We start from the raw sequence: 25494 nt of genomic DNA, 5'->3' as shown, positions 1-25494 counted from the left end.
ATGAGAGAGGGGGGGGGGGGTGGGCCGGGCCCTTTTTTCTTCTCTTTTTTTCTTCCTCGTTCCTTTCCCCCCCCCCCCCCCCCCTCGTCTTCCCTCCCCCCCCCCCCCCCCCCCCCCCCCCCCGCCGCAGCAGGGCCCGGACCCGGGCGAGCAGTTCGGCCAGCCGGAACGGCTTGGTGACGTAGTCGTCGGCGCCCGCGTCCAGGCCGACGACGGTGTCCACCTCGTCGGCACGCGCGGTCAGGATGAGGATCGGGATGGCGTGGCCTTCGGCACGCAGCCGCCTGGCCACCTCCAGGCCGTCCATGCCGGGCAGTCCGAGGTCCAGCACGACCAGGTCGATGCCGCCCTGGATGCCGGCGTCGAGCGCGGTGGGGCCGTCCTCGCGCACCTCCACCTCGTAACCCTCCCGGCGCAGGGCGCGGGCCAGCGGCTCCGAGATGGACGCGTCGTCCTCGGCGAGCAGTACACGGGTCATGGCCTGATGGTAGTCCGCCCCGGAGGAGAGCCGGGGCGTGATCGGCAGCCGTGCTTCCGGCCGCCGTCCGGCCGTGTCGCGGCAGGCGTCCCGAGGCGGGTCCACGCAGCGCCGTGACGTACGTCACCTGTGGCTGCGGGATGCGATCGTTGCGTAGACCTTCGAATAAACGTCGGCGGTTGCATTCTCACCTGTGATCCATGTCTCAAGTCCTTCCATATGCCGCATTCACATGTCGTATGGTGACCAGACGCCTGTAGCACCACACGGGGACCTTTGGCGCGAGATGGATGCTGAAGGTCTCTTTTGTGTGCGGGCTGGTGTTCGCCAGCCTTGAAAGGAATGACCTGTGGCCGGGCCCCGAGCGCACCGACGCGCGTAGGGGCGTGGATCCCGGTGGTCGTCGTCCACCGCTTCGTGACCCGGAGCGGACTCCCCTGGGCGTAGGGGCGGACGGTCGAGTCCCGCCGGTGCCGGCCGCCCCCCCACCGGGCGCGCACCCGCCCCCTGGTCCCCGGCTCCGCCGGGCCGGGGGACCCCCCGTGCGGCACGCCCCGACCAGCAAGGAACGACCATGGCGTCCAGCCTGACGAAGGACTCGGTCACTCCGGGCACCCCCGGTTCCGAGAAGTCCTTCTTCGGCCACCCCCGCGGACTGGCCACCCTCTTCATGACCGAGATGTGGGAGCGTTTCTCCTACTACGGCATGAGGGCACTGCTCCCGCTGTACCTCGTCGCTCCGGGCGGCCTGCACCTCAGCGCGGCGACCGCGACCGCGATCTACTCGGTCTACCTGTCCCTCGTGTACCTGCTCGCCCTGCCGGGCGGCTGGTTCGCCGACCGCGTGCTCGGCCCCCGCAAGACCGTCGCCCTGGCCGGCGCGATCATCATGCTCGGCCACCTCACCCTGGCCCTGCCGACCTCCGGCACCTTCTACGCCGGGCTCGGGCTGGTCGCGATCGGCTCCGGTCTGCTGAAGGCCAACATCTCCACGATGGTCGGCCACCTCTACGACGGCCCGGACGACCCGCGCCGCGACGGTGGCTTCACCCTCTTCTACGTGGGCATCAACCTCGGTGCCTTCGCCGCGCCGCTGATCATCGGCACCGTCGGTGAGAACGTCAACTGGCACCTGGGCTTCGCGCTCGCCGCGCTCGGCATGGCGCTGGGACTGGTGCAGTTCCTGCTCGGCGGCCGTCACCTCAGCAAGCGTTCCGACGTCGTCCCGACGCGGCTGTCCGCCGAGGAGAAGGCGGCCACGCTGCGCAAGTCCGCGCTGTGGGCGGGCGTCGCCGTGGTCTTCTACGCCGTCGTCGGCTTCACCGGCCACTACACGCTGAACTGGCTGCTGGTCCCGATCACGCTCGCGGGTCTGCTGATCCCGGTCATGGTCATCGCCCGCATCAAGCGCGACAAGGAACTCGACCGCGCCGAGCAGTCGAAGATGTCCGCGTACATCTGGTTCTTCGTCGCCGCGGCCGTCTTCTGGATGATCTACGACCAGGGCGGTTCGACCCTGTCGCTGTTCGCGGACAAGTCTGCGGAGAACAGCGTCTTCGGCTGGGACTTCCCGGTCTCCTGGTACCAGTCGGTCAACCCCGTCATGATCATGGCTCTGGCGCCGGTGTTCGCCTGGCTGTGGCTGGCGCTGAACCGGCGCGGCAAGGAGCCGAGCACCGCGGTGAAGTTCGCCTCGGGCCTGATCCTGGTCGGCGCGTCCTTCTTCCTCTTCCTGGCCCCGCTGACGATCGCCGAGGGCGGTCACAAGGCGGCCGCGATGTGGCTGGTCGCGATCTACTTCGTGCAGACCGTCGGTGAGCTGACCGTCTCCCCCGTCGGCCTCTCCCTGACGACGAAGATGGCGCCCGCGAAGTACGCCTCGCAGATGATGGGTGTCTGGTTCCTGGCCGTCACCGCGGGAGACGCCACGACCAGCCTGCTCTCCATCGCCGGGGTCGACCTGAACAAGACGGGCATCGTCACCCTGGAGGCCACGCTCGCCGTGGTCGCCGGATTCGCGGTGTGGATGTACCGCAAGAAGGTCAAGCAGCTGATGGGCGACGTCCGCTGACGGGCTCCCGCTCCGTGCTGTGACGTGAACGGCGAAGGGCCGCCGCACCGTTGAGGTGCGGCGGCCCTTCGCCGTGTGCGGGTCCTTCCTGGCAGGTGCCGGGGCGGGTCAGCGCGTCCGCCGGTGGGGCATGAAGGTGAGGACCGCCCCGCCGAGCAGGATCACCGTCCCCGCGACCAGTCCAAGGGCCTTCAGGGCGCTGTGGCTCCCGGCGCCCGTCTCCGCGAGGCCGCCGGACGCCGCGCCGCCCGCCGCCGAACCGCCGGACGCCGTGCTGCCAGACCCGGAGGAGCCGCCGCCCGAGGCGCCGCTCGCCTGCTCCGTGGTGTCGAGGGTCAGCGAGACGGCCGTCGTGGCCGGCGTGCACGTCGTCGTGGTGCCGAGGGCCCGCACGGTCAGCACGCCGGGCGAGAGGGTCGACTTCCCGCTCGCGCCCGGCTTGTACGTACCGGTGAGGTCGGGGATCTCGATCGGGGCGCCCGACTTGATCGGCGCGGAGTTGGCCGGGCCCTCGACGTGGACGGTGCCCTTGTCCGCGCCGCCCAGGACGACCTCCATCGACGGCGTCACCGAGTCCGCGGGGATGTCGGCCGGGCTGTCCATCACGGACTTCCCGAACCGGACGGTGAGGTCGAAGTTCCCGCCGTTCCTCTTCGCGTCGATCTGCACGGGTGACGTGGCGGCCTTGTCACCGATGGGCGTCTTGCAGGCGTAGGAGACGGACACCTCCTTGCCGGGGAAGTCGCTCTGCCCGCCGCCTCCCGAGGAACCGCCCGTGCCGCTGCCGCCGGTCCCGCCGGGGTCGCTCGCAGTGGCCGACGGCGTCGTGGGAGGTGTCGGCGTGGGCGGTGTCGCCGTGGGCCCGCCGTCCGTCGTACCGCCCGAACTCGCGCCGCCCGCCGTCACCTTGATGGTGGCCGCGGACTTCACCGTCTCCTTCGGCGAGCACTTCGTGTCGGTGGACAGCGGCTTGCTGACGTTGATGGCGTACGCGTCCGGCGTCAGCGTCACCTCGCCCGCGGCCGTCAGCTTCAGTCTGCCGGTCATGTCCGGCAGCTTCATGTCACTGTTCTTCGGGATCGGCGGGTTGCTGCGCGGCCCCTCCATCGCGACGGCCGCCGTCTGCGCCCCCGCCGCCCTGAGCGTGCCGGTCGGCTTGACCGTGTCCTTGTCCAGGTCGAGGACGTCCGGGTTCTTCGACGCGGCCTGGACGAACTTCCAGGTGATCGTCACCTCGTCGCCGACCTTCGCCTCGGCCGGTGCTGTGATCTCCGCCCTCGTGGTGCCCTGGACCGGGGGCAGTCCCGAGATCGCGGGCGGGATGCACTCGGTCGCGTACGCCACCTCGGCGGCCTGGGCCGGGGCCGCGGCCACGCCCAGCAGCATGCCCGCGCCGCCCAGCATCAGCGCGGCCCCGGCCACGCCGGCTCTCCGTCTCTGGCTCACGTGTTCCCTCTCCTCGTCGGAGTCGTCGGACCGTTCTTGTGCGGTGCGGAGAGCCGGCCGGCCGCGGAGGTCCCCGGATCGCTGTCCGGTGTGAACCACGGCAGGACCGCGGTGCTCGTGTGCTTCGGCGGCGCCTTCGGGGACCGTGGCCGGGCATGGGCCGACCTCGGGGCGCGCGGGGCCGGCCGGGGCAGCCGCAGCCCACTGTGCCGGCCGGCCTGTCCGAAGGGTCCGCGCGGCCGCACCCGGTCCACCACGGCCATGCCCGCCCGGAACACGGCACCCGGCACGACGACGCACACCAAAACCCAGAACAGCGTCACGCCCCAGGGACGGCCGACGCCCCAGGGCTGCTCGGCCAGCACCTTCCCCCCGTACTTCAGGGAGACCGTGTAGTCGCCGTGCGCCCCGGCCGCGAGCTCCACCGGCAGGGAGATGCGCGCCTTTCGGCCCGGCGCTATCGTGCCGCGCCACTGCTGCTCCTCCCACCGCGGCGCGAACACGCCGTGGGCGGTGCCGACCTGGAAGACGGGGTCCTTCACCGCGGACGTGCCGGTGTTGCCGACCGTGAACACGAACCTGCGCGCGGGCGGCGAGCCGAACCAGGTCAGCAGGGTGCCGGAACCGTCGAGCCGGGTGTCCGTCAGCACGGAGAGGCGCCCGCCGGTCTCCTCCCTCGGCAGCGGCTCGACCGAGTGCCCCGCGACCATGAACAGGGCGTCCGCTGCGGCCTTCTTGCCGGCGACCGTCGCGACGTGCACCACGCACGGACAGGGCCTGGGCGGTTCGGCGACGGGCAGCTTCCGTGTGAAGCGGCCCCGGGCATCGGTGGTGACGGCCCGTCCGTCGGCGTTGGCACAGGAGTCGGTGCCGCCGACGACGCCGCGGGACGGCACCGAGCGGCCGCAGATCAGGATCGTCAGCAGCCGCTTCGCACCCCAGCCGCTGCCGGTGACGGTGATCGAACCGCCCGTCCCCGCCTGGGACTTGGACAACCGGACCACCGGCCGGTCCGCCGCGACCGGGCCGGACTGGTCCGCGACCACGACCGGGCCGGACTGGTCCGCGACCGCGACCGCGACCGGGCCGGACAGGGGCATCAGGACGAGCACGAGGGCGGCCAGCAGCGCCCACATCCGCACTTTCACCTCACCGCTCCCGTCGACTCGGCCTGTGTGCGCCCCGCTGCGGACGCCTCGCCCTCCCGCCCGCGCCGCCGGTGCCGTCGTACGGCGAAGGCGGCACCGAGGACACCGGCGCCGGCCTCAGCGGCGCGCCGCCGTCCGGTGCCTGCGGGTCAGCCACAGCGTGCCGGCCGCGCCCGCGAGCAGGACGGTGCCGCCGAGCGTGCCGAGGGCGACGGCGGAGTCCTCGGGGCCGGTCTGCGGGAGTTCGGCCCCGGAGTCGGAGCCGGTACCGGAGCCGGTCTGCTTCTGGCCGGTGGGTGACCCGCCGCCGCCCGCCGCCGTGACGTCGAGGGTCAGCGAGGGCTTGGGGTTGTTCCCCGGGGTGCACGTCGTGGTCGTACCGAGTGCCTCGATGGTGAGCACGCCCGCGGTGAAGGTGACCTTGCCGGTCTTCCGCGGGGTGTACGTGCCCGACAGATCGGTGATCCGGATGGGGGTGTTGGCGGGGATGGCGGCCGGGTTGGCGGGGCCCTTCACCGCCACCGTGCCGCTGTCGGCGCCGCCCAGCTTGATGACGGCGCTGGGGTTCATGGCGCCCTTGCCCAGCTCCACGGGGCTGGAGGAGACGCCCTTCCGGAAGGACATCGTCAGCTTGTAGCCGCTGCCGCTCCTGACGCTCTTGATGTCGATGGGCGAGACGGCGCTCTTGTCGCCGATCGGCGTCTTGCACTGGTAGTTGACGTCCACCACGTCGGCCTGGGCGGCGGGGGCGGCCATCAGCACCGCCGAGCCGGCCAGGGCCGCGGTGAACGCGAGCGCGGCGGTCCGTTTCTGGTACGTCCGGTAGGACACCTCGAGTCCCCTCGTCGCCGAATTTTCTGACGGCACATCAGATTGGGCGCTCAAAGTACGCCCGGGACCTTGCGGAGGGAAGACACAGTGCGCCCCGGATCCGAGGAGATCCGAGGCGCGGGGAACGGTACGGGAGGGGAACCGCGAACCGCGGGTAACCCGAGGTGGGACCGACGGACGCGCACGGGTCGCGCGACGGGCGCGCTCGCGAGGGCGGGGCGGGGTCCGTACCCGCGGCCGGCCGGGGTCCGTACCCGCGGGGTCCGCGCCTGGCCGGGGGCTGTACCCGCGGGGGGCCCGCGGGTGGTCGATGGCACCGCTTACGGGGGGCGGCCGATGGGCCTGCTCACGCGGGCTGTCCCACGGGCCGACTGATGGGCCGGCTCACGCGGGTGGTCGGGCCGATCGACTGGCGCGCTCACGCGGGCTGCCCCAGCGGGCCCGGTCGACGAACCCGCTGACGCGGGCGGCATCGCGACGGGCGGAGGCCTACGCCGGTGCGCCCAGCTCCGCCCACACGGTCTTGCCCTCGACACCGGGGTGCCGGACGACGCCCCAGTCCAGACACAGCCGCTGCACGATGAACATGCCGTGCCCGCCGGGACGCCCCGCGCGGTGCGGCGTACGCGGGGCGGGCTGGCCCGCGCCGCGGTCGGAGACCTCGATGCGCAGCACCTTGTTGTCACAGGCGATCAGGAGCTGGTCCGGCCCCTCGGCGTGCAGGCAGGCGTTGGTCACCAGCTCGGAGACGACCAGCAGGACGTCCTCGGCGGCGGCCCGCTGCTCGGCACCGTCGGCCGGCAGCCAGCCCCAGGCGTACAGCGCCTGACGTGCGAAATCGCGGGCGAGCGGCACGACGCCGCTCTCGCCCTCGAAATCGAGCCTGCGGGCCCCACCGCCGGCGGAGGGCACGGCCGCGCCCGGTTCGGACGCCCCGGAAGCGCCGCCTGTGCCCGACTCCGGGCCGCGGTCGCCCGGCGGGTAAGGCCGGGTGGTGCTCATCAGCGCTTCACCTCACCGATTCACCAGTTCATGATTCAAGACTCAGTACATTTGGATCTGCGGCGCAGGCGCCGGTTGAGCTGCCGAGCTGTGCGGTGCCGACTCGTTCAGGATGTCTCCTGCCCGAGCGAACCGTTGGAACACCCACTTATTTCGACAAGGAACGTGTGACCCGGACAACGCGTCGGTCACACGGGGCTCCCTGAGGCATGTGGTGGGCGACGGCGCGGCCTGCCTACTCGGCCAGTGCCGCGTCCAGCGTCTCGTGGACGGTGAAGACGGCCTCCGCCCCGGTGATCTCGAACACCCTGGCCACCACCGGCAGCATGCCCGCCAGATGGACCCCGCCGCCCGCCTCCTCGGCCTTCAGCCGAGCGCCGAGCAGCACGTTGAGCCCGGTGGAGTCGCAGAACTCCAGGCGCGAGCAGTCCACCACCAGCCGGGCGAAGCCCTTGGCGAGGCACTCCTCGAGTGGCTCGCGCAACAGATCGGCGGTGTGGTGATCCAACTCACCAGCCGGGGTCACGACAGCGCTCGTGCCCTCTTCTCGCACTTCGACAAGAAGCCGGCCCGACTGTGCGCTGCCGACCGTCCCGCGGTCCATGCCGTCTCTCTCCCGACCGTCGTTGCTGTTGACCGATGCTCACGAACCCTACGCCCTCCCTGCGCACCTTGGCACCCGAACAACCCCGCCAAAATGGACATTTCACAAGGAAAGGCACTTGCGGTGGTGTCCCGAAACCGGGTAGGGCTATGAGGGACACCCAATCGACACGGCCGGCTTTGGAGGCGCCGCACACCGCAGTGCACGTACAGGCATCGGCGGCCATATGCCGAGAACGATGGAGGACATCATGTCACCCCGGCTCGACGCCTCGCATACCCAGAGGGCGACGTCGACACTCCCTCCGGACAGTCCCGAGGGCGCGCCTTCCGCCGCCTCCCCGCCGGAGGCCGACGGGCTCGCCGGCCTTCCGGAGATCCCTCCGTACGCAGAGGTGGGGCCGGTTGACGCACGGGCCCTGTCCAAGACCCTCTTCGAGCGGCTGGAGTCCCTCGAGGAAGGCACGTACGAGTACTCGTACGTGCGCAACACCCTGGTCGAACTCAATCTCGCCCTGGTCAAGTTCGCCGCCTCCCGGTTCCGCTCCCGCAGTGAGCCGATGGAGGACATCATCCAGGTCGGCACCATCGGCCTGATCAAGGCGATCGACCGCTTCGAACTGAGTCGCGGCGTTGAGTTCCCGACTTTCGCGATGCCAACCATCGTCGGGGAGATCAAGCGGTTCTTCCGTGACACCAGCTGGTCCGTGCGCGTTCCGCGCCGGCTCCAGGAACTCCGTCTCGACCTGGCCAAGGCGGGCGACGAACTCGCCCAGCAGCTCGACCGTGCCCCGACGGTGGGCGAGCTGGCCGAGCGCCTCGGCATCACCAAGGACGAGGTCGTCGAGGGCATGGCCGCCTCGAACGCCTACACCGCCAGCTCGCTGGACGCGCAGCCCGAGGAGGACGACTCCGAGGGTGCGCTCGCGGACCGCCTCGGCTACGAGGACCACGGGCTCGAGGGCATCGAGTACGTGGAGTCCCTGAAGCCGCTGATCGCCGAACTGTCCTCCCGGGACCGCAAGATCCTGTCCCTGCGCTTCGTCGCCGGCCTGACCCAGTCGGAGATCGGCGAGGAACTCGGCATCTCCCAGATGCACGTCTCCCGGCTGCTGTCGCGGACCCTGGTCCGGCTGCGGAAGGGCCTGACGGTCGAGGAGTGAGTGCCCGGCGTCGTCGGCCGCGCCCGGCTCCCTGCCGACGGGAGCCGGGCGCGGCCGTGTGCCGTCTCCCGAGCGTCGTCTGCCGTCTGCTGTCTGCTGTCTGCCGTGACGAGCATCACGCCCCCGGGGCGGACCCCGGGTCAGACCGCGCGGACTCCGCGCCGCCACACCTGCGACACCAGCGGGACCCCCGGCCGGTAGGCGAGGTGGACATGGCTCGGCGCGTCGAGCACCGCCAGGTCGGCGTACGCGCCCGGGGCGAGGCGTCCGACGTCGTCCCGTCGCAGGGCCCTGGCGCCGCCCGCCGTGGCCGCCCAGAGGGCCTCGTCCGGGGTCATTCCCATGTCCCGTACGGCCAGGGCGATGCAGAACGGGACCGAGGACGTGAAGGACGAGCCCGGATTGCAGTCCGTGGACAGGGCGACCGTCGCTCCCGCGTCCAGCAGGCGGCGGGCGTCCGGCCACTGCGCGCGGGTGGAGAACTCGGCGCCGGGCAGCAGGGTGGCCACGGTGGCGCTGTTGGCCAGGGCGTCGACGTCGTCGTCCGTGAGGTGCGTGCAGTGGTCCGCGGACGCCGCGTCGAGCTCCACGGCGAGCTGGACTCCGGGGCCGTACGTCAGCTGATTGGCGTGGATGCGGGGGTGCAGGCCCTTCGCCCGGCCCGCGGTGAGGATCGCGCGGGCCTGGTCGCCGTCGAATGCACCCTTCTCGCAGAAGACGTCGATCCAGCGGGCGTGCGGCGCGCAGGCGTCGAGCATCTCTCCGGTGACGAGGGCCACGTACCCGGCGGGGTCGTCGGCGTGGTCCGGCGGGACGACGTGCGCGCCGAGATAGGTGACCTCGTCGGTGTGGCGGGCGGCGAGGCGCAGGGAGCGGGACTCGTCCTCGACGGTGAGGCCGTAGCCGGACTTGGTCTCGAAGGTGGTGGTGCCCTGGCGGAGCGCCTCGTGCAGGTGCCGGGTGAGGTTGCGCTCCAGGTCCTCGTCGCTCGCGGCCCGGGTCGCCGCGACCGTCGTGCGGATGCCGCCCGCACTGTACGGCCTGCCGGACATGCGGGCGTTGAACTCCTCGGTGCGGTCGCCCGCGAAGACGAGGTGCGAGTGGGAGTCCACGAAGCCCGGGATCACCGCCCCGCCCCCGGCCCCGACCCGGTTGTCAGTGGCGGGTGCTTCTCTTGACTCACCGATCCACGCGATGCGGTCGCCTTCGATGACGACGGCCGCGTCCTGGATCAGACCGAGTGGGGATCCGTCGCCGAGGGAGGGATCGTTGGTGACCAGACGGGCGATGTCGGTGATGACGGTCGTGCTGCTCATGGTGTCCTCGTGGGCCTTGTCGGCCGTGTCGGCGGCGGTGGCCGCGGTGTCGGCTGCGGTGGCCGGGCGGCCGGCGGAAGTGGCTGGGGTCAGGCGCGCAGGGCGTCGACGGCCGAGGCGAGCGCCGCGGGCACGTCGGGTACGAGGGTGTGCGCCCCGTCCCGCACGACCTGCCGGCCGGCCACGACCGTGTGGCGTACGTCGGCCGCCGTCCCCGCGAATACGGCGGTCTCGGCGCCGAGCCGCGGCAGCGGTCCCGCGGTTCTGACCGAGTCGAGCGCGATCGTCGTGAAGTCGGCGAGCGCGCCGGCCTCCAGGGTGCCCGCCTCGTCCCAGCCGAGGGCCGCGTGACCGTCCGCGGAGGCGGCCCGCAGCAGCGCGGCGGCCGTCCAGTGGCCGCGGGTGCGGGTGCGCAGCCGTTCGTTCAGCTCCAGGGCGCGGGCCTCTTCGAGCAGGTCGATCACGGCGTGGCTGTCGGAGCCGAGCGACAGGGGCGAGCCGGCCTGCTGGAGGGCGACGGCGGGGCCGATGCCGTCGGCGAGGTCCCGCTCGGTCGTCGGGCACATGCAGGTGCCGGTTCCCGAGCCGCCGAGCAGGGTGATGTCCTCGTCCGTGAGGTGCGTGCTGTGGACGCCGGTCGTGCGGGGGCCGAGGACTCCGTGGTCGGCGAGCAGCCGGGTGGGCGTGCAGCCGTGGGCCTCCCGGCAGGCGTCGTTCTCCGCCGTCTGCTCGGACAGGTGCACGTGGAGCGGGGCCCGCCGCTCCCCCGCCCAGCGCGCCACGGTCGCCAACTGTCCGGCGGGCACCGCCCGTACGGAGTGGATCGCCGCTCCGATCCGTGCGTGATCCCGGTCCTTGAGAACTGCACAGCGTTCCGCCCAGTCCTCGGCCGTGCCGTCGGAGAAGCGCAGCTGGTGGCGGTTGGGGGGCTGCCCGAAGCCGGCCGAGAGGTACGCGGTGTCGAGGAGGGTGATGCGGATGCCGGCGTCGCCCGCGGCGGCGACGAGCGCCTCGCCCATGGCGTTGGGGTCGGCGTAGGGGGTGCCGCCGGGGGCGTGGTGGACGTAGTGGAACTCGCCGACGGCCGTGATCCCGGCGAGCGCCATCTCGGCGTACACGGCGCGGGCGAGGGCGTGGTAGGTGTCGGGGGTCAGCCGGTCGGCGACGGAGTACATGACCTCGCGCCAGGTCCAGAAGGTGCCGGAGCCGACCTGGACGGTGCCGCGCAGTGCCCGGTGGAAGGCGTGCGAGTGGGCGTTCGCGAGGCCGGGCAGGGTGAGACCGCGGAGGATCTCGGCGCCGGGCGGCGGGGCGGCGGTGTCCGTGCGGACGGCGGTGATCCGTCCGTCGGCGACCTCGACGGCGACGCCCGGCTCGACGTGGGTGTCGAGCCAGGCGTGCTCCAGCCAGTACGTCTGCGTCACCTGCGGGCCAGCCCTTCGAGTACGTCGGCGAGTGCGGTCACCCCGGCCTCGCAGTCGTCCTCGGCGGCGTGCTCGGCCGGGGAGTGCGAGACACCGGTGGGGTTGCGCACGAACAGCATGGCGGTCGGGATCCTCCCGGAGAGGATTCCGGCGTCGTGTCCCGCGCCGGTCCCCAGCACGGGGACCCGGATGCCCGCGTCCCCGTCCTTGCCCAGGATGCGGGCGAGTTCGTCCCGCAGGGCGTGCTCGAACTCGACGACGGGCGTGAAGGACTCGCGGACGACGTCGAGTGCGATGCCGTGCGCCTCCGCGTACTCACGGGCGGCCTTCTCGACGCCGGTGACGACGGTGTCGAGGACCGACTGGTCGGCGGCGCGGGAGTCGAGCCAGCCGCGGACGAGGGACGGGATGGCGTTCACGCCGTTCGGTTCGACGGCGATCTTGCCGAACGTGGCGACGGCGCCCGCGAGTTCGGCCTCGCGGCGGGCCGCGAGCACGGTCTGCGCGTACGGCAGCATCGGGTCCCGGCGGTCGGCCAGGCGGGTGGTGCCCGCGTGGTTGGCCTCGCCCCGGAAGTCGAAGCGCCAGCGGCCGTGCGGCCAGATGGCGCTGGCGATGCCCACCCGGTCGCCGCTCAGGTCGAGGGCGCGTCCCTGCTCGACGTGCAGTTCGACGAAGGCACCGATGCGGGCGAGCCGCTCCGGGTCCGGGCCGATGGCGTCCGGGTCGTACCCGGCCCGCTCCATGGCCCGCGGCAGGGTGATGCCGTCCGCGTCGGTGAGCCGGTGCGCCTGCTCGACGGTGAGCTCGCCGGCCGTGAGCCGGGATCCGACGCAGGCGAGTCCGAAGCGGGCGCCCTCCTCGTCACCGAAGTTGACGACGGCGAGCGGCTTGGCGAGTTCCGTTCCCCGGCTGCGGAGTTCGTCCAGGGCCGCGAAGGAGGAGACGACTCCGAGGGGCCCGTCGAAGGCGCCGCCGTCGGGCACCGAGTCCAGGTGCGAGCCGGTGACGACGGCGTCGCCCGCGGCGGGGTCGCCGAGCCACGCCCACTGGTTGCCGTTGCGGTCCAGCTCGTAGGTGAGCCCGCGCGCCTCGGCCTGGGCGCGGAACCAGGCCCGGCAGTCGGCGTCGGCCCCGGCCCAGGCGAAGCGGCGGTAGCCGCCGGAGGCCGAGCTGCGGCCGACCGGCAGCAGCTCCGCCCACATGCTGTGGAAGGTCACGCCAGGTCACCCTCACGCATCGGGACCCGCACACCGCGCTCGTCGGCCACGGTCTCCGCGATGTCGTACCCGGCGTCCACGTGCCGGACGACGCCCATACCGGGGTCGTTGGTGAGGACGCGGCGGATCTTCTCGCCGGCGAGCTTGGTGCCGTCGGCGACGGAGACCTGTCCGGCGTGGATGGAGCGGCCCATACCGACACCGCCGCCGTGGTGGATGGAGACCCAGGAGGCGCCGGACGCCACGTTCACCATGGCGTTCAGCAGCGGCCAGTCGGCGATCGCGTCGGAGCCGTCGAGCATGGCCTCGGTCTCGCGGTACGGGGAGGCGACGGAACCGCAGTCGAGGTGGTCGCGGCCGATGGCGAGCGGGGCGGCCAGTTCGCCGGAGGCCACCATGTCGTTGAAGCGCTCGCCGGCCCGGTCACGCTCGCCGTAGCCGAGCCAGCAGATGCGGGCGGGCAGGCCCTGGAAGTGGACGCGTTCGCCGGCCAGCTTGATCCAGCGGTGCAGTGACTCGTTCTCCGGGAAGAGTTCGAGCATCGCCTTGTCGGTCTTGGCGATGTCGGACGCCTCGCCGGACAGGGCGGCCCAGCGGAAGGGGCCCTTGCCCTCGCAGAACAGGGGGCGGATGTAGGCGGGGACGAAACCGGGGAAGGCGAACGCGCGGTCGTACCCGGCGAGCCGGGCCTCGCCGCGGATGGAGTTGCCGTAGTCGAAGACCTCGGCGCCGGCGTCCATGAAGCCGACCATGGCCTCGACGTGCCGGGCCATGGACTCGCGGGCGCGGGTGGTGAAGCCGGCCGGGTCCTTCGCCGCGTAGGCCGCCATGTCGTCGAAGTCGACGCCGGCCGGGAGGTACGACAGCGGGTCGTGGGCCGAGGTCTGGTCGGTGACGATGTCGACGGGCGCGCCCTCGGCGAGCATGCGGGGCAGCAGGTCGGCCGCGTTGCCGAGCAGGCCGATGGACAGGGGGCGGCGGGCGTCGCGGGCCTCGGTGGCCAGCTGGAGGGCGTGCTCCAGGGAGTCGGCCCGCACGTCCAGGTAGCGGTGCTCGATGCGGCGCTCGATGGCGCGGGGGTCGCAGTCGATGCAGATCGCGACGCCGTCGTTCATCGTGACGGCGAGCGGCTGGGCGCCGCCCATGCCGCCGAGTCCGGCGGTGAGGGTGATCGTGCCCGCCAGGGTGCCGCCGAACTTCTTCGCGGCGACGGCGGCGAAGGTCTCGTAGGTGCCCTGGAGGATGCCCTGGGTGCCGATGTAGATCCACGAGCCGGCCGTCATCTGCCCGTACATGGTCAGGCCGAGCTGTTCGAGGCGGCGGAACTCCTCCCAGTTCGCCCAGTCGCCGACCAGGTTGGAGTTGGCGATCAGGACGCGCGGGGCCCACTCGTGGGTCTGCATGACGCCGACGGGGCGGCCGGACTGGACGAGCATCGTCTCGTCCTGCTTCAGGGTCCGCAGCGTGCGCACCATGGCGTCGAAGGAGCGCCAGTCGCGGGCGGCCTTGCCGGTGCCGCCGTAGACGACGAGCTTGTCGGGGTGCTCGGCGACCTCGGGGTCGAGGTTGTTCTGCAGCATCCGCAGCGCGGCTTCCTGCTGCCATCCCAGGGCGCTCAGTTCCGTGCCGCGCGGCGCTCGTACGGGGCGGGGTCCTGACATGGTCTGCCTCCTGGGGGCTGCTGCACGCGGCTGCGGCATGCGGATTGTTGCACTCGTTATTCACATCCTGGACTCATGAATAGAGCTAGTCAATACGCTCGTACGTCAGCGCGGGCGCGCCGTCGGTGTTTGGCTGGGAAGCATGGGCGCGCACAGGGACACCGCGGGAGATCCGGCGGGCGACAGGACGGGCGGGGCCGCACTCCCCCAGGCCGGTGCGCCGGACGGCCCGGACGCGGACCGGGTCGCGCGGCGCCACGCAGGCGTGCGGGCCGCCGTGGAGCAGGGACTCCTCGGGCCCGCCGCCCCGCTCGCGGCACTCCTCGACGTCGCCGGGATCCGGGCCTCCGCGCGAGCGCTGCGGGCCGCCTTCGAGGCGGTGACCGCTCCCGGCACCCCGGTGCTGCACGCCTTCGCGGTGAAGGCGACCCCGCTCGTGCCGGTGCTGCGGCTGCTGCACGAGGCGGGCATCGGCGCCGAGGTGGCGAGCCCGGGAGAGCTCGCGCTCGCCCGCGCCGCCGGGGTGCCGCCGGCCCGCACCGTCCTGGACTCCCCCGCCAAGACGGCGGCCGAGCTGCGGGAGGCGCTGGCCCTCGGCATCGCCGTCAACGCCGACAACCCGCAGGAGCTGGCGCGCATCGACGGCCTGGTGCACTCCACCGTCACCCGCTCACCCGTAGGGCTCCGGGTGAACCCCCAGGTCGGCGGGGGTTCCATCGAGGCGCTGTCGACCGCGACGGCGACCTCCAAGTTCGGCGTCGCGCTGCGGGACGAAGGGGCCCGCGCCTGGATCGTCCGGGCGTACCTGGACCGGCCCTGGCTGACGCGGCTGCACGCGCACTCCGGATCGCAGGGTGTCCCGCTCTCGCTGATGGCCCGGGGCGTGGCCGAGGCGTACGCGCTCGCCGAGGAGATCAACGGGCGGGCCGGGCGCCGGCAGATCGACACCCTCGACATCGGCGGCGGACTGCCGGTGAACTTCGGCTCGGACGTCACGACGCCGACGTACGCGCAGTACGCGCGGCTGCTCGCCGAGGCCGTCCCCGGTCTGTTCGACGGGCGCTACGGACTGGTCACCGAGTTCGGGCGGTCGCTGCTCGCCAAACACGGCACGGTGCTCGCGCGGGTCGAGTACACGAAGAGCGCCGGGGGCAGGTCCATCGCGGTCACCCACGCCGGGGTGCAGATCGCGGCGCGCACGGTCTACGCGCCCGCCTCCTGGCCGCTGCGGATCGCCGCTCATGACGCGGAGGGGCGGCCCAAGGCCGGGCCCGACGTGGTGCAGAACATCGCGGGTCCCGCCTGTTTCGCGGGCGACCTGCTCGCCGAGGGGCGCCCGCTGCCACGGCTCGAACCGGGCGACTACGCCGCGGTGCTGGACACCGGCGCCTACTGCTTCGCCCACCACTACGCGTACAACTCCCTGGCGCGTCCGGGGATCTACGGCTTCGCGCCGGACGGGGACGGCGGGGTGCGCTTCGCGGTCGTACGGGAGCCGCAGACGCCCGCCGAGATCGTCGCGGAGTCGGGCGGGGCCCACACCTCGGCGCTCACCGCGCTCTAGCCGACCTCCGATCGGCGACCGCCGATCGGCGACCGTGCGGGGGCGCAGCTCAGCCCCTCCCCCGCACCCTTTCGGCCATGGTCAACTTGCCGCCGAATGAGGTCAGTTGACCCACCTTAGTCATTCCGCGCATGTTCCACTGGAAAATGCCGGAACCCTCACCCGTAGCGCACACGTTGCGTAGCCTCGGCGTCACTCATCCGACCCGAGGGGGAGGGGACACGGGGTGCCAGGGATCGACGAGTGCCTGTTGGAAGCCATGCGACTGCCCGGTGCGCGAGGCGCCGCGGTGGTCGACTGGACCAGCGGTCTGGCGCTGGGCACCGTCGGTGACGCACCGGGTGGCGACCACGAGACGACCGCGGCGGAGGCGGCCGAGCTGGCCCGGCTCGCCGCGGAACACCACACGTTCGCCCCGGCTGACGGCTCCGACTGGTCCGAGGCGGAGCCGCCGGTCGAGGACCTGATCATCAGCAACCGCGACAGCTATCACGTCCTGCGGTTCGTGCGGACGACGTTCGACAGCAGCGTCTTCCTGCACCTGTGGCTGGGCCGCGAGGAGGGCAACCTCGCGCTCGCCCGGATCAGGCTCGGCGAGATGGCCGGACGGCTGGTGCTGGGATGACCACGGCAGGAACATCCACCGCACCCACCGCACCGACGCTCCCCGTGCGGGACGCCGGGCCGGAGTCCCGCGGCGGGGACCGGCACCCCGGTCCGGCCGGCGCCCTGTCGCCCATGCTCAGCCGGCTCGCCGAGGAACGGGCGACCGGTGTCCTCATGCGCGAGTGCGGCACGCTCTACCTCTGCGACGGGCAGGTGGTGCACGCCGAGAGCCCGGCGACCCCGGGTCTCGACGTGCTGCTCACCGTCCCCGGCACCCTGCACACCGACGTCTGGCACCAGGCGGTCTCCGAGGCCGGGGCCCGGCGCCGGGTGGGACGGTTCCTGGTCGACAGCGGCCGGATAGCCGAGGGCGCGCTGGAGCTGTGCCACCTCGGGGCGCTGTACGACGCCGCGTACTTCGTGCTCGGCCCGAGCAGCGCCCCCGCCCGCTTCCGGTACGGGGCGGCGCACTGGCTCGGCTCCCTGCGCCCGGTCCCGGTGGCCGCGCTGGAGCGCGAGACGCTGCGCCGCCGCGAACTGCTGCACCGCATCTGGCCCGACCCCGCGACGGACACGGCACCCCTCGTCCGCTCCTGGGGCGCCGCGTCCTCGCTCACCCCGCGCCGGCGTGCCGTGCTCGGCCGGGTGAACGGCGTACGCACCGCGGCGGACATCTCGCTCGCCCTGGGCCGTCCCGCGTTCCACACCCTGGTCGACCTGCGCCGGCTGGCGGCCGACGGAGCCGTGGCGACGGCACGCGCCCCGGAGCGGGCACCGTCCGCAGCCGTGGCCGCCGTGCTCGACCAGACGTCCGACGACCCGGACGTCGCCCTGCTGCGCCGGCTCAGAGACGCCCTGGAGGCCCTGTGATCCGCGCGCTCCGACAGCGTGCCGAAAGGAGACTGCTGATGGCCGCGGAGGCCGAAGTCCTCGACGAGATCCACCGGCTGAGGGCACGAGTGCCCCAGGTGACCGGAGCGCTCGCGGCCAGTGTCGACGGCCTCGTGCTCGCCCACGACACCCCGGGAGTGGAACCGGAGGGCGTGGCCGCGCTCACCGCCGCGTCGCTGGGCGTCGCCCTGCGGCTGACGGACGCCACCGGCCAGGGCGACTTCCGCGAACTGCTCGTCCGCGGTGTGTACGGCTATGTGGCAACGTACGCCGCCGGCACCTCCGCCGTGCTGACACTGCTGGCCCAGGACCGGGTCAACGTCGGCCGGCTGCACCTGGAAGGGCGGCGCGCCGGGACGCGCATCGGCGAGCTCGTGGACGCCGCGACGGCGCGCGGCGAGCCGGCCGCCCCCTCCCGGACCCCCGCGAAGCCCGCCGCCCGGCCCGTCGTCCCGCGCACCCGGACGCCGCGCGCCTCTGCCCTCACCGACCCGCCGGCGGCCCGGGCGCCCGCCGAGCAGGCGCTGCCGGTCAGGACCCCGACCACCAAGACCCCGACCACCACCGAAAGCTGAAGGGAAGCGCAGCACCATGGCCAACACGGAGACCGCACTGAAAGAGGCGCTCGCCTCCATCGAAGGCGCCACCGGCGCCGCCCTCGTCGACTACACCACCGGCATGGCGCTGGGCACGATCGGCGGCAGCAAGGGGTTCGACCTCACCGTCGCCGCGGCCGGGAACACCGATGTCGTCCGCGCCAAGCTCCGCACCATGGAGCACCTCGGCCTCAAGGGCGAGATCGAGGACATCCTGATCACCCTGAGCGACCAGTACCACCTGATCCGCCTGATGCAGGGACGCGGCGGCAACGGGCTCTTCCTGTATCTCGTCCTCGACTCCAAACGGTCCAACCTCGCGATGGCCCGCCACCAGTTGAAGAAGATCGAGGCCGAGCTGGAGGTGTAGGGCGCCCACCCCAGGGCTCCTACACCAGAGCGTCGACGCGGCGGCGCGCCCCGCCCGGGGCCGCGTCGCCCGCGGCGATGCCCGTGCCTCGGTAGGACCTGACGGCCTTGCCCGCGGGCGCGCCGGCCCGCGGGCCGAGCCAGTCGACGCGCACCCACAGCAGGGCGTCGCCGTCCCGTTCGAGACGGCCGAGCCAGGCGGCCTTCAGCCGCAGGCCGGCGCCGGTCCCGGCGAGCAGCAGACCGCCCGCCGCGGGCACCGCGAACGAGCTGCCGAGCGCGGCGAGGAAGGCGAGCAGCAGCCACCAGCGGTGCCCCCGGCGCCAGTTGCGGACGGACACCGCCCGGTCCTGGAGCACGTCGTGCTTGCCCGCGCGGGCGGCGGACCGGGACAGTTCCGCGTACCGCCCCCTGCGCACGTACGCCACCACGGCCGTCGCGACGATGAAGAGCACCGCCCCGGCCATGACCCCGATACGGCGGCCGGTCACTCCTGGCGGCAGCAGGCCGACGCCCGCCGCCGTCGTTCCCGCCCACCACAGCGGTGCGGCCCCGGCCCTCACGACGACCGCCACCCGAGCCAGCCCCTGCCCTCCGCGTGCCACGTCCCGCCTCCCGTCTCGGCCTTTTTCGGAGGTGCAGACTAGCGAGTGAAGGTGAGACGAGTCTGAGAAACGCGGGTCCTCGCAGAGGACTTCCCGGGGCCACCGCGGGGAGCCCCTACTCCACGAACAGCCCCCGTGCGGCGGCCCGCGCGTCGAACTCCTCCAGCCGCGCCTGCGCGTCGGGCAGGCCGTCGCACATCGCCTCCAGCAGGACCCGGCCGAGAAGCATCGGGGCGCAGGCCGTGTCGAAGGCGAGGCCGGTGCCGACGGCGGCGGGCAGCAGCAGGTCCGACACCTTCGCGACCGGCGCGAACGCCGAGTCCGCGACGGTGACGACGGTCAGCCCGGCCGCCTTCGCGTACGCGAGCGAGTCGACCACCTCGCGCGGATGCCGGGGCAGCGCGAAGCACAGCAGCGCCGTGGCACCCGCGTGCACGGCGGCGTCGACCCGGTCGTGGAGCATGGTGCCGCCCTCGTGCAGCAGCCGCACGTCGGGGTGGACCTTCGCGGCGAAGTACGCGAAGCCGTACGCCTGGGAGGCGGCGGCCCGCAGACCCAGCACCGGCAGCGGCCGGGACGCGGCGAGCAGCCGCCCCGCGCGCTCCACCGGACGCGGGTCCGCCAGCACCTCCGCGAGGTGTTTCAGGTTCTCGATCTCGGCCTCGACGGCCTGCTGGTACTCGTTGTACGAGGCGGTGTCGGCGACCGGTTCCGCGGGGGCGACCTCCCGCAGGTGCCTGCGCAGCGCGGGATAGCCGTCGAAGCCGAGCGCGACCGCGAAGCGGGTGACGGACGGCTGGCTGACGCCGGCGAGTTCGGCGAGTTCGACGCTCGACAGGAACGGCACGTCCGCGGCGCGCCGCACCATGCTGTGCGCGATGCGCCGCTGGGTCGGTGTCAGCCGGTGCCCCTCGAAGAGCGCCTGCAGCCGCGCGGCCGGGCTGTCGGTCACGCCCATGACGTGGTCCCCCTCCAATGTCCGTGAACCGGTCGAGCGGTGCGGCCGACGGCTCCTCGACGCCACGGGAGAGTACAGCGTGGCCGGGCGGGGGCCTATGCAGACAGTAAGAACTCTGCATGACGATATACAGGCCGGGCAAGCGGCGCCCCGTGGCCGGTCGTCCGGTGCGGGGGTGGAGCACAGCGCGGAAAGGGGGGCTAACCCCAGTGCCACGGGGACGTCCGCTCCCTAGCGTGGACGTCATGACGGGTATGGACGCCGGCGAAGCCGACCTCAAGAAGGAACTCGACGCCACGCTGCGGGCGCGCAGGGAACTGGGCGAGGAGTACGAGCCGGCTCTCGTCGACTCGTTCCTGGAGAAGATCGAGCAGCGCCTCGACGGGACGGTGGAGCGCCGGGTGCGCCGACACCTCGCGGAACAGCAGATGGTGGCGGCCCGGGGCGCCCGCTCGCCGCAGTCGCCGGACTCCTGGGGCGAGCGCTTCGGGTTCGGGATCGTCTCGCTCGTGCTGGCGGTCCCGCTGTCCGCCATCGGCGGCGGTGTCGCGCACCTGCCGGGCCTGATGGTCGCCTGGGCGGGGATCGTGGGCGTCAACGCGGTGCAGGTCCTGCGCCACACGCTGCCCTTGCGCCGGGACCGGGACGAGCCGTCCTCGGAGTGGCAGGACTGAGCCCCGCGGGTCTTCCCGGGGATCTTCCCGCGCGCAGGACTGGGATCTCCCCGCGCGCAGGACTGGGATCTCCCCGCGCACAGGACTGTGCGCGGGGACCGCCGCACCCCCGTTGCCGGGGGGCGGGACGACGGCGGTCCCCGCGAGGGACGCGGGCCGGGTCAGGGCCGGGCTTGCGCGTCCGTGGCGTCCATGGAGGCCCGGGAGCCGCTCCGGTTGTCCTTGACGCCGTTCCGGTGCCGGCCGGGGCGGGGAACCTCCCCCAGTGCGTGGCGCCTTGGAGGTGTTTCCTTAGCCCTTGCCGACATCCACCAATGTGCAGGACCCGTGTTAAGCGGGTGCTGCGTGAACGTGTCGCGCTCGTACCACTTCCGCGAAGTTCCCGCCCGGGCGGCCGGAAGATTCCCTCCCACCGGGGCACTTCAGGCGATTTCCGGTGCTCCGCGCGGGGCTCACGCGGAACCTCTACTGCCTGGTGCCGCCCTTGGCGAGGAAGGACAGCAGGTCCTGACGGCTGACGACCCCGGTCGGCTTGCCCTCGACCAGCACGATCGCCGCGTCGGCGGTGCCGAGCACGGACATCAGGTCCCCGACCGGCTCGCCCGAGCCGACCTGCGGCAGCGGCGCCGACATGTGCTTCTCCAGCGGGTCCTCCAGCGAGGCCTGCTTGGTGAACAGGGCGTCCAGCAGCTCCCGTTCGACCACGGAGCCCACGACCTCGGCCGCCATGACGTCCGGGTGGCCCGCACCGGGCTTCACGATCGGCATCTGCGAGACGCCGTACTCGCGCAGCACCTCGATGGCCTCGCCGACCGTCTCGTCCGGGTGCATGTGCACGAGCGAGGGGATGGAACCGCCGGCCTTGTCGCTGAGCACGTCGGCGACGCGGGCGCTCGGCCCCGAGTCCTCGAGGAAGCCGTAGTCGGCCATCCACTCGTCGTTGAAGATCTTGCTGAGGTATCCGCGCCCGCTGTCCGGCAGCAGCACCACCACGACGTCGTTGGGGCCGAGCCGCTCGGCGACGCGCAGCGCGGCGACGACGGCCATCCCGCAGGAGCCGCCGACCAGCAGACCCTCCTCCTTGGCCAGGCGGCGGGTCATCTGGAAGGAGTCCTTGTCGGACACGGCGACGATCTCGTCGGCGACGGTCCGGTCGTACGCGGTCGGCCAGAAGTCCTCGCCCACACCCTCGACGAGGTACGGCCGTCCCGACCCGCCGGAGTACACGGACCCCTCGGGGTCGGCGCCCACGACCCGGACCCGCCCGTCACTGACGTCCTTCAGGTACCGGCCGGTCCCGGAGATGGTGCCGCCCGTGCCCACGCCGGTCACGAAGTGGGTGATCCGCCCCTCCGTCTGCTCCCACAGCTCGGGGCCGGTGGAGTGATAGTGCGAGAGCGGGTTGTGCGGGTTCGAGTACTGGTCGGGCTTCCAGGCACCGGGCGTCTCCCGGACGAGCCGGTCGGAGACGTTGTAGTACGAGTCGGGGTGCTCCGGATCCACGGCCGTGGGGCAGACGACGACCTCGGCGCCGTAGGCCCGCAGCACGTTGATCTTGTCGGTGCTCACCTTGTCGGGGCACACGAAGATGCACTTGTACCCCTTCTGCTGCGCCACGATGGCGAGCCCGACACCGGTGTTTCCGCTGGTCGGCTCGACGATGGTGCCGCCGGGCTTGAGTGCGCCGCTCTCCTCCGCGGCCTCGATCATGCGCAGCGCGATGCGGTCCTTCACGGATCCGCCGGGGTTGAAGTACTCAACCTTGGCCAGGACCGTCGCCTGAATGCCCGCGGTCACGTTGTTGAGCCTCACCAGCGGGGTGTTGCCGACGAGACTGATCATCGAGTCGTGGAATTGCACCGTTGTCTCCGGAGCTGTGTATCTGAGGGATGGTCCTGTCAGCCTAAGGCCCCACGTCGGACGGGGGCGGAGAGTCGTCCCCGTAAGGTGCCGCGCCCGCGGATGAGATTGGCCGACCTGCTTCACGGGGCAAGCAGTGGGTGTACGGCTACGAGGAGGTGGCGGCTACGCATGTCGAGTCTGTCGAGGGCAAGGGTCGCCCGGCGCATCGCGGCGGGTGCGGCGTACGGCGGCGGCGGGATCGGTCTGGTGGGCGCGGCAGCGGTCGGCGTCGTGCTGGCCGAGGTGCGGCTGGCGAAGCGCCAGGTGGGGAACGGGAGCCCGTACGCGCCCCGGGCGGACGGCCTGTACGGACACGCGTACGCCGGTTCCGACGAGCCGCCGCTGCGGCTGACCGTACTCGGTGACTCCACAGCCGCCGGCCAGGGCGTGCACCGCGCCCGGCAGACCCCGGGAGCCCTGCTGGCCGCCGGTCTCGCGGCGGTGGCCGAGCGTCCGGTCGAGCTCAGCAACGTGGCGCTGCCCGGCGCCCAGTCGGACGATCTGGACCGGCAGGTGGCGCTCACCCTCGCGGATCCCGCCCGGGTGCCCGACGTGTGCGTGATCATGATCGGCGCGAACGACGTGACACACCGGATGCCGCCCACGCGCTCGGTCCGGCACCTGGCCTCGGCGGTACGGCGACTGCGGACCGCGGGTGCGGAGGTCGTCGTCGGCACCTGCCCCGACCTGGGCACCATCGAGCCGGTCCAGCAGCCGCTGCGCTGGCTGGCCCGGCGTGTCTCCCGGCAGCTGGCGGCGGCCCAGACCATCGGCACGGTCGAGCAGGGCGGCCGCACGGTGTCGCTGGGCGACCTGCTGGGCCCCGAGTTCGAGGAGAACCCGCGGGAGCTGTTCGGCCCCGACAACTACCACCCCTCGGCGGAGGGGTACGCCACGGCGGCGATGGCGGTCCTTCCCACGGTCTGCGCCGCGCTCGGCCTGTGGCCGGCGGACGAGGAGCGGCCGGACGTCTCGCGCCGCGAGGGCTTCCTGCCGGTGGCCCGGGCCGCCGCGGAGGCGGCGTCCGAGCCGGGTACGGAGGTCACGGCCGCGATGCCCACGGGGCCGCGCGGTCCCTGGGCCCTCCTCAAGCGCCGCCGCCGCCGGCGCCTCCCCACCACGGACACGACAACAACGCCGGCTCCCCTCAACTAGCCCCGAGGGAGCAGCCGAAGGGACGCAAGTCCAGCCCCTCCGGTGCTTGCAGAATGGGCCCCGCCCCCGACCCCATCGCGCTGAAGCACTCGCCCTCAAACGCCGGACGGGCTGAAACACCGGGCGGACTCAAACACCGGCGGGCTAAATCTGTCCCGCGCCGGAGAAATTCAGCCCCTCCGGCGCCTGAGGAGCGGGGTCCGGGGCGGAGCCCCGAGGCAGGCGCCCCCAGGGCGGAGTCCCGCGCCGGAGAAATCTAGCCCTCCGGCGTTTGAGGAGCGAGGTCCGGGGCGGAGCCCCGAGTCGGCGCCCCCGCGAGGGCCGGGGAGCCCCGAGTCGGGCCCCCACGGGCCGAACTGGTCAAGGCGCCTCGCCAGAAAAAAGCAAGCGCTTAGAAAAGTGCGGCCTGAGTCACACCCCCACACCCGTGACCGGGCGGGTACGTACGGGTAACTTCCGAGACAGCCCTGCCCCACCCCCGCTCGCCCAATGGAGCCGTGATGCCAGAAGCCGTGATCGTCTCAGCCGCCCGCTCCCCGATCGGCCGCGCCTTCAAGGGCTCCCTGAAGGACGTACGCCCCGACGACCTGACCGCCACGATCATCGAGGCCGCCCTCGCCAAGGTCCCCGAGCTGGACCCGCGGGACATCGACGACCTGATGCTCGGCTGCGGTCTGCCCGGCGGCGAGCAGGGCCACAACATGGGCCGCATCGTCGCCGTGCAGATGGGCATGGACCATCTGCCGGGCTGCACCGTCACCCGCTACTGTTCCTCCTCGCTGCAGACCTCCCGCATGGCCCTGCACGCCATCAAGGCCGGCGAGGGCGACGTCTTCATCTCGGCCGGTGTCGAGATGGTGTCCCGCAGCACCAAGGGCAACAGCGACAGCCTCCCCGACACCCACAACCCCCTCTTCGCCGAGGCCGAGGCCCGCACCGCGGCAGTCGCGCAGAGCGAGGGCGCGTCCTGGCACGACCCGCGCGAGGACGGCGTACTGCCGGACGCGTACATCGCGATGGGCCAGACCGCCGAGAACCTGGCCCGCGTCAAGGGCGTCACCCGCCAGGACATGGACGAGTTCGGCGTCCGCTCGCAGAACCTCGCCGAGGAAGCCATCAAGAACGGCTTCTGGGAGCGCGAGATCACCCCGGTCACCACGCCCGACGGCACGGTCGTCGCCAAGGACGACGGCCCCCGCGCCGGCGTCACCCTGGACGGCGTCCAGGGCCTGAAGCCGGTCTTCCGCCCCGACGGCCTGGTCACCGCCGCCAACTGCTGCCCCCTGAACGACGGGGCCGCCGCGCTCGTCATCATGAGCGACACCAAGGCCCGCGAGCTGGGCCTGACCCCGCTCGCCCGCATCGTGTCGACCGGCGTCACCGGTCTCTCCCCCGAGATCATGGGCCTCGGCCCGGTGGAGGCGTCGAAGCAGGCCCTCAAGCGCGCGGGGCTGACCGTCGACGACATCGACCTGTTCGAGATCAACGAGGCCTTCGCAGCGCAGGTGATCCCCTCGTACCGCGACCTGAACATCCCGCTGGAGAAGCTGAACGTGAACGGTGGCGCCATCGCCGTCGGCCACCCCTTCGGCATGACGGGCGCCCGCATCACGGGCACGCTCATCAACAGCCTCCAGTTCCACGACAAGCAGTTCGGCCTGGAGACCATGTGCGTGGGCGGCGGCCAGGGCATGGCGATGGTCATCGAGCGTCTCAGCTAGGGCCTGTCGTTTGGATCAGGCTGGCTATGACCGACGGTTCGTCCTGACCGACCCGAGCGGGGTCTGGCGCGTGCAGCTGCAAGGCGGAGG

23 protein-coding genes are annotated in these 25494 nt (G+C 72.6%); 10 read left to right on the top strand and 13 right to left on the bottom strand.

Features of this window, described 5'->3' with window-relative positions; translation table 11 throughout:
* The coding region (locus AC069T_RS30530) for a response regulator (RefSeq protein ID WP_478785820.1) at positions 1-478 on the bottom strand (478 nt) is incomplete at its 3' end.
* A 574-nt stretch (positions 479-1052) separates the two neighbouring features.
* On the opposite strand from AC069T_RS30530, the gene AC069T_RS30525 reads away from it, so the two are divergent.
* Positions 1053-2549, top strand: a complete 1497-nt coding sequence (locus tag AC069T_RS30525) for an oligopeptide:H+ symporter (RefSeq protein WP_478785819.1) — start codon at positions 1053-1055, stop codon at positions 2547-2549.
* 108 nt (positions 2550-2657) lie between these two features.
* On the opposite strand, the gene AC069T_RS30520 is transcribed toward AC069T_RS30525, so the two are convergent.
* The 5 genes from AC069T_RS30520 to AC069T_RS30500 form a co-directional block, all read right to left on the bottom strand.
* A complete protein-coding gene (locus AC069T_RS30520; protein WP_478785855.1) occupies positions 2658-3953 on the bottom strand; it encodes a hypothetical protein in 1296 nt (431 codons plus the stop codon).
* A gap of 38 nt (positions 3954-3991) precedes the next feature.
* Positions 3992-5131, bottom strand: coding sequence for a hypothetical protein (locus tag AC069T_RS30515; RefSeq protein WP_478785854.1), 1140 nt, complete (start codon positions 5129-5131; stop codon positions 3992-3994).
* A gap of 129 nt (positions 5132-5260) precedes the next feature.
* On the bottom strand, positions 5261-5974 hold the full coding sequence (locus tag AC069T_RS30510; protein ID WP_478785818.1) for an LPXTG cell wall anchor domain-containing protein: 714 nt from the start codon (positions 5972-5974) through the stop codon (positions 5261-5263).
* Positions 5975-6463: 489 nt separating this feature from the next.
* A complete protein-coding gene (locus AC069T_RS30505) occupies positions 6464-6976 on the bottom strand; it encodes an ATP-binding protein (RefSeq protein WP_478785817.1) in 513 nt (170 codons plus the stop codon).
* Between the two features lie 235 nt (positions 6977-7211).
* Entirely contained in the window at positions 7212-7580 is a 369-nt protein-coding gene (locus tag AC069T_RS30500; protein ID WP_358855793.1) for an STAS domain-containing protein, read from the bottom strand.
* A 238-nt stretch (positions 7581-7818) separates the two neighbouring features.
* Here AC069T_RS30500 and AC069T_RS30495 point away from each other — a divergent pair, with 238 nt between their 5' ends.
* Positions 7819-8742 (top strand): RNA polymerase sigma factor SigF, encoded by a 924-nt coding sequence (locus AC069T_RS30495; RefSeq protein WP_478785816.1) that lies wholly within the window; start codon positions 7819-7821, stop codon positions 8740-8742.
* Positions 8743-8882: 140 nt separating this feature from the next.
* Here AC069T_RS30495 and hutI read toward each other — a convergent pair whose 3' ends face one another.
* The 4 genes from hutI to hutU form a co-directional block, all read right to left on the bottom strand.
* Positions 8883-10058, bottom strand: a complete 1176-nt coding sequence (hutI, locus tag AC069T_RS30490; protein WP_478785815.1) for an imidazolonepropionase — start codon at positions 10056-10058, stop codon at positions 8883-8885.
* Positions 10059-10147: 89 nt separating this feature from the next.
* Positions 10148-11482, bottom strand: coding sequence for a formimidoylglutamate deiminase (locus AC069T_RS30485; RefSeq protein WP_478785814.1), 1335 nt, complete (start codon positions 11480-11482; stop codon positions 10148-10150).
* On the bottom strand, positions 11479-12702 hold the full coding sequence (locus AC069T_RS30480) for an allantoate amidohydrolase (RefSeq protein WP_478785813.1): 1224 nt from the start codon (positions 12700-12702) through the stop codon (positions 11479-11481). Before AC069T_RS30480 ends, AC069T_RS30485 begins: the two co-directional genes overlap by 4 nt.
* The gene (gene hutU, locus AC069T_RS30475; RefSeq protein WP_478785812.1) at positions 12699-14363 is read right to left on the bottom strand and encodes a urocanate hydratase; all 1665 of its coding nucleotides are present in this window, start codon (positions 14361-14363) and stop codon (positions 12699-12701) included. The genes AC069T_RS30480 and hutU overlap by 4 nt, the downstream gene beginning before the upstream one ends.
* A gap of 142 nt (positions 14364-14505) precedes the next feature.
* Between hutU and AC069T_RS30470 the strand changes: the two genes are divergently transcribed.
* The 5 genes from AC069T_RS30470 to AC069T_RS30450 all read left to right on the top strand — a co-directional run bounded on the left by AC069T_RS30470 (position 14506) and on the right by AC069T_RS30450 (position 18390).
* Positions 14506-15927, top strand: coding sequence for a type III PLP-dependent enzyme domain-containing protein (locus tag AC069T_RS30470; RefSeq protein ID WP_478785811.1), 1422 nt, complete (start codon positions 14506-14508; stop codon positions 15925-15927).
* A 226-nt stretch (positions 15928-16153) separates the two neighbouring features.
* Positions 16154-16552, top strand: a complete 399-nt coding sequence (locus AC069T_RS30465) for a hypothetical protein (RefSeq protein ID WP_478785810.1) — start codon at positions 16154-16156, stop codon at positions 16550-16552.
* A gap of 113 nt (positions 16553-16665) precedes the next feature.
* Positions 16666-17403: a transcriptional regulator gene (locus AC069T_RS30460; RefSeq protein WP_478785853.1), complete on the top strand. Its 738-nt coding sequence runs from the start codon at positions 16666-16668 to the stop codon at positions 17401-17403.
* Between the two features lie 38 nt (positions 17404-17441).
* The gene (locus AC069T_RS30455; protein ID WP_478785809.1) at positions 17442-17999 is read left to right on the top strand and encodes a roadblock/LC7 domain-containing protein; all 558 of its coding nucleotides are present in this window, start codon (positions 17442-17444) and stop codon (positions 17997-17999) included.
* A 16-nt stretch (positions 18000-18015) separates the two neighbouring features.
* Positions 18016-18390 carry a roadblock/LC7 domain-containing protein gene (locus AC069T_RS30450; RefSeq protein WP_478785808.1) on the top strand — a complete coding sequence of 125 codons (375 nt, stop codon included), beginning with the start codon at positions 18016-18018 and terminating at the stop codon, positions 18388-18390.
* Between the two features lie 19 nt (positions 18391-18409).
* On the opposite strand, the gene AC069T_RS30445 is transcribed toward AC069T_RS30450, so the two are convergent.
* Both AC069T_RS30445 and AC069T_RS30440 read right to left on the bottom strand, forming a co-directional pair.
* Positions 18410-18994, bottom strand: coding sequence for a hypothetical protein (locus AC069T_RS30445; RefSeq protein ID WP_478785807.1), 585 nt, complete (start codon positions 18992-18994; stop codon positions 18410-18412).
* A 115-nt stretch (positions 18995-19109) separates the two neighbouring features.
* The gene (locus AC069T_RS30440; protein ID WP_476755162.1) at positions 19110-19952 is read right to left on the bottom strand and encodes a MurR/RpiR family transcriptional regulator; all 843 of its coding nucleotides are present in this window, start codon (positions 19950-19952) and stop codon (positions 19110-19112) included.
* A 245-nt stretch (positions 19953-20197) separates the two neighbouring features.
* Here AC069T_RS30440 and AC069T_RS30435 point away from each other — a divergent pair, with 245 nt between their 5' ends.
* Positions 20198-20626, top strand: coding sequence for a hypothetical protein (locus tag AC069T_RS30435; protein ID WP_478785806.1), 429 nt, complete (start codon positions 20198-20200; stop codon positions 20624-20626).
* Positions 20627-21091: 465 nt separating this feature from the next.
* On the opposite strand, the gene AC069T_RS30430 is transcribed toward AC069T_RS30435, so the two are convergent.
* A complete protein-coding gene (locus tag AC069T_RS30430; RefSeq protein WP_478785805.1) occupies positions 21092-22486 on the bottom strand; it encodes a cystathionine beta-synthase in 1395 nt (464 codons plus the stop codon).
* Positions 22487-22657: 171 nt separating this feature from the next.
* Between AC069T_RS30430 and AC069T_RS30425 the strand changes: the two genes are divergently transcribed.
* Entirely contained in the window at positions 22658-23683 is a 1026-nt protein-coding gene (locus tag AC069T_RS30425; RefSeq protein ID WP_478785804.1) for an SGNH/GDSL hydrolase family protein, read from the top strand.
* A 500-nt stretch (positions 23684-24183) separates the two neighbouring features.
* On the top strand, positions 24184-25404 hold the full coding sequence (locus AC069T_RS30420) for an acetyl-CoA C-acetyltransferase (protein ID WP_478785803.1): 1221 nt from the start codon (positions 24184-24186) through the stop codon (positions 25402-25404).
* Positions 25405-25494: the final 90 nt, after the last annotated feature.

The sequence above is a fragment of the Streptomyces sp. NPDC043867 genome (assembly GCF_056435845.1).
This window is presented reverse-complemented; position numbering and strand designations above follow the sequence as displayed.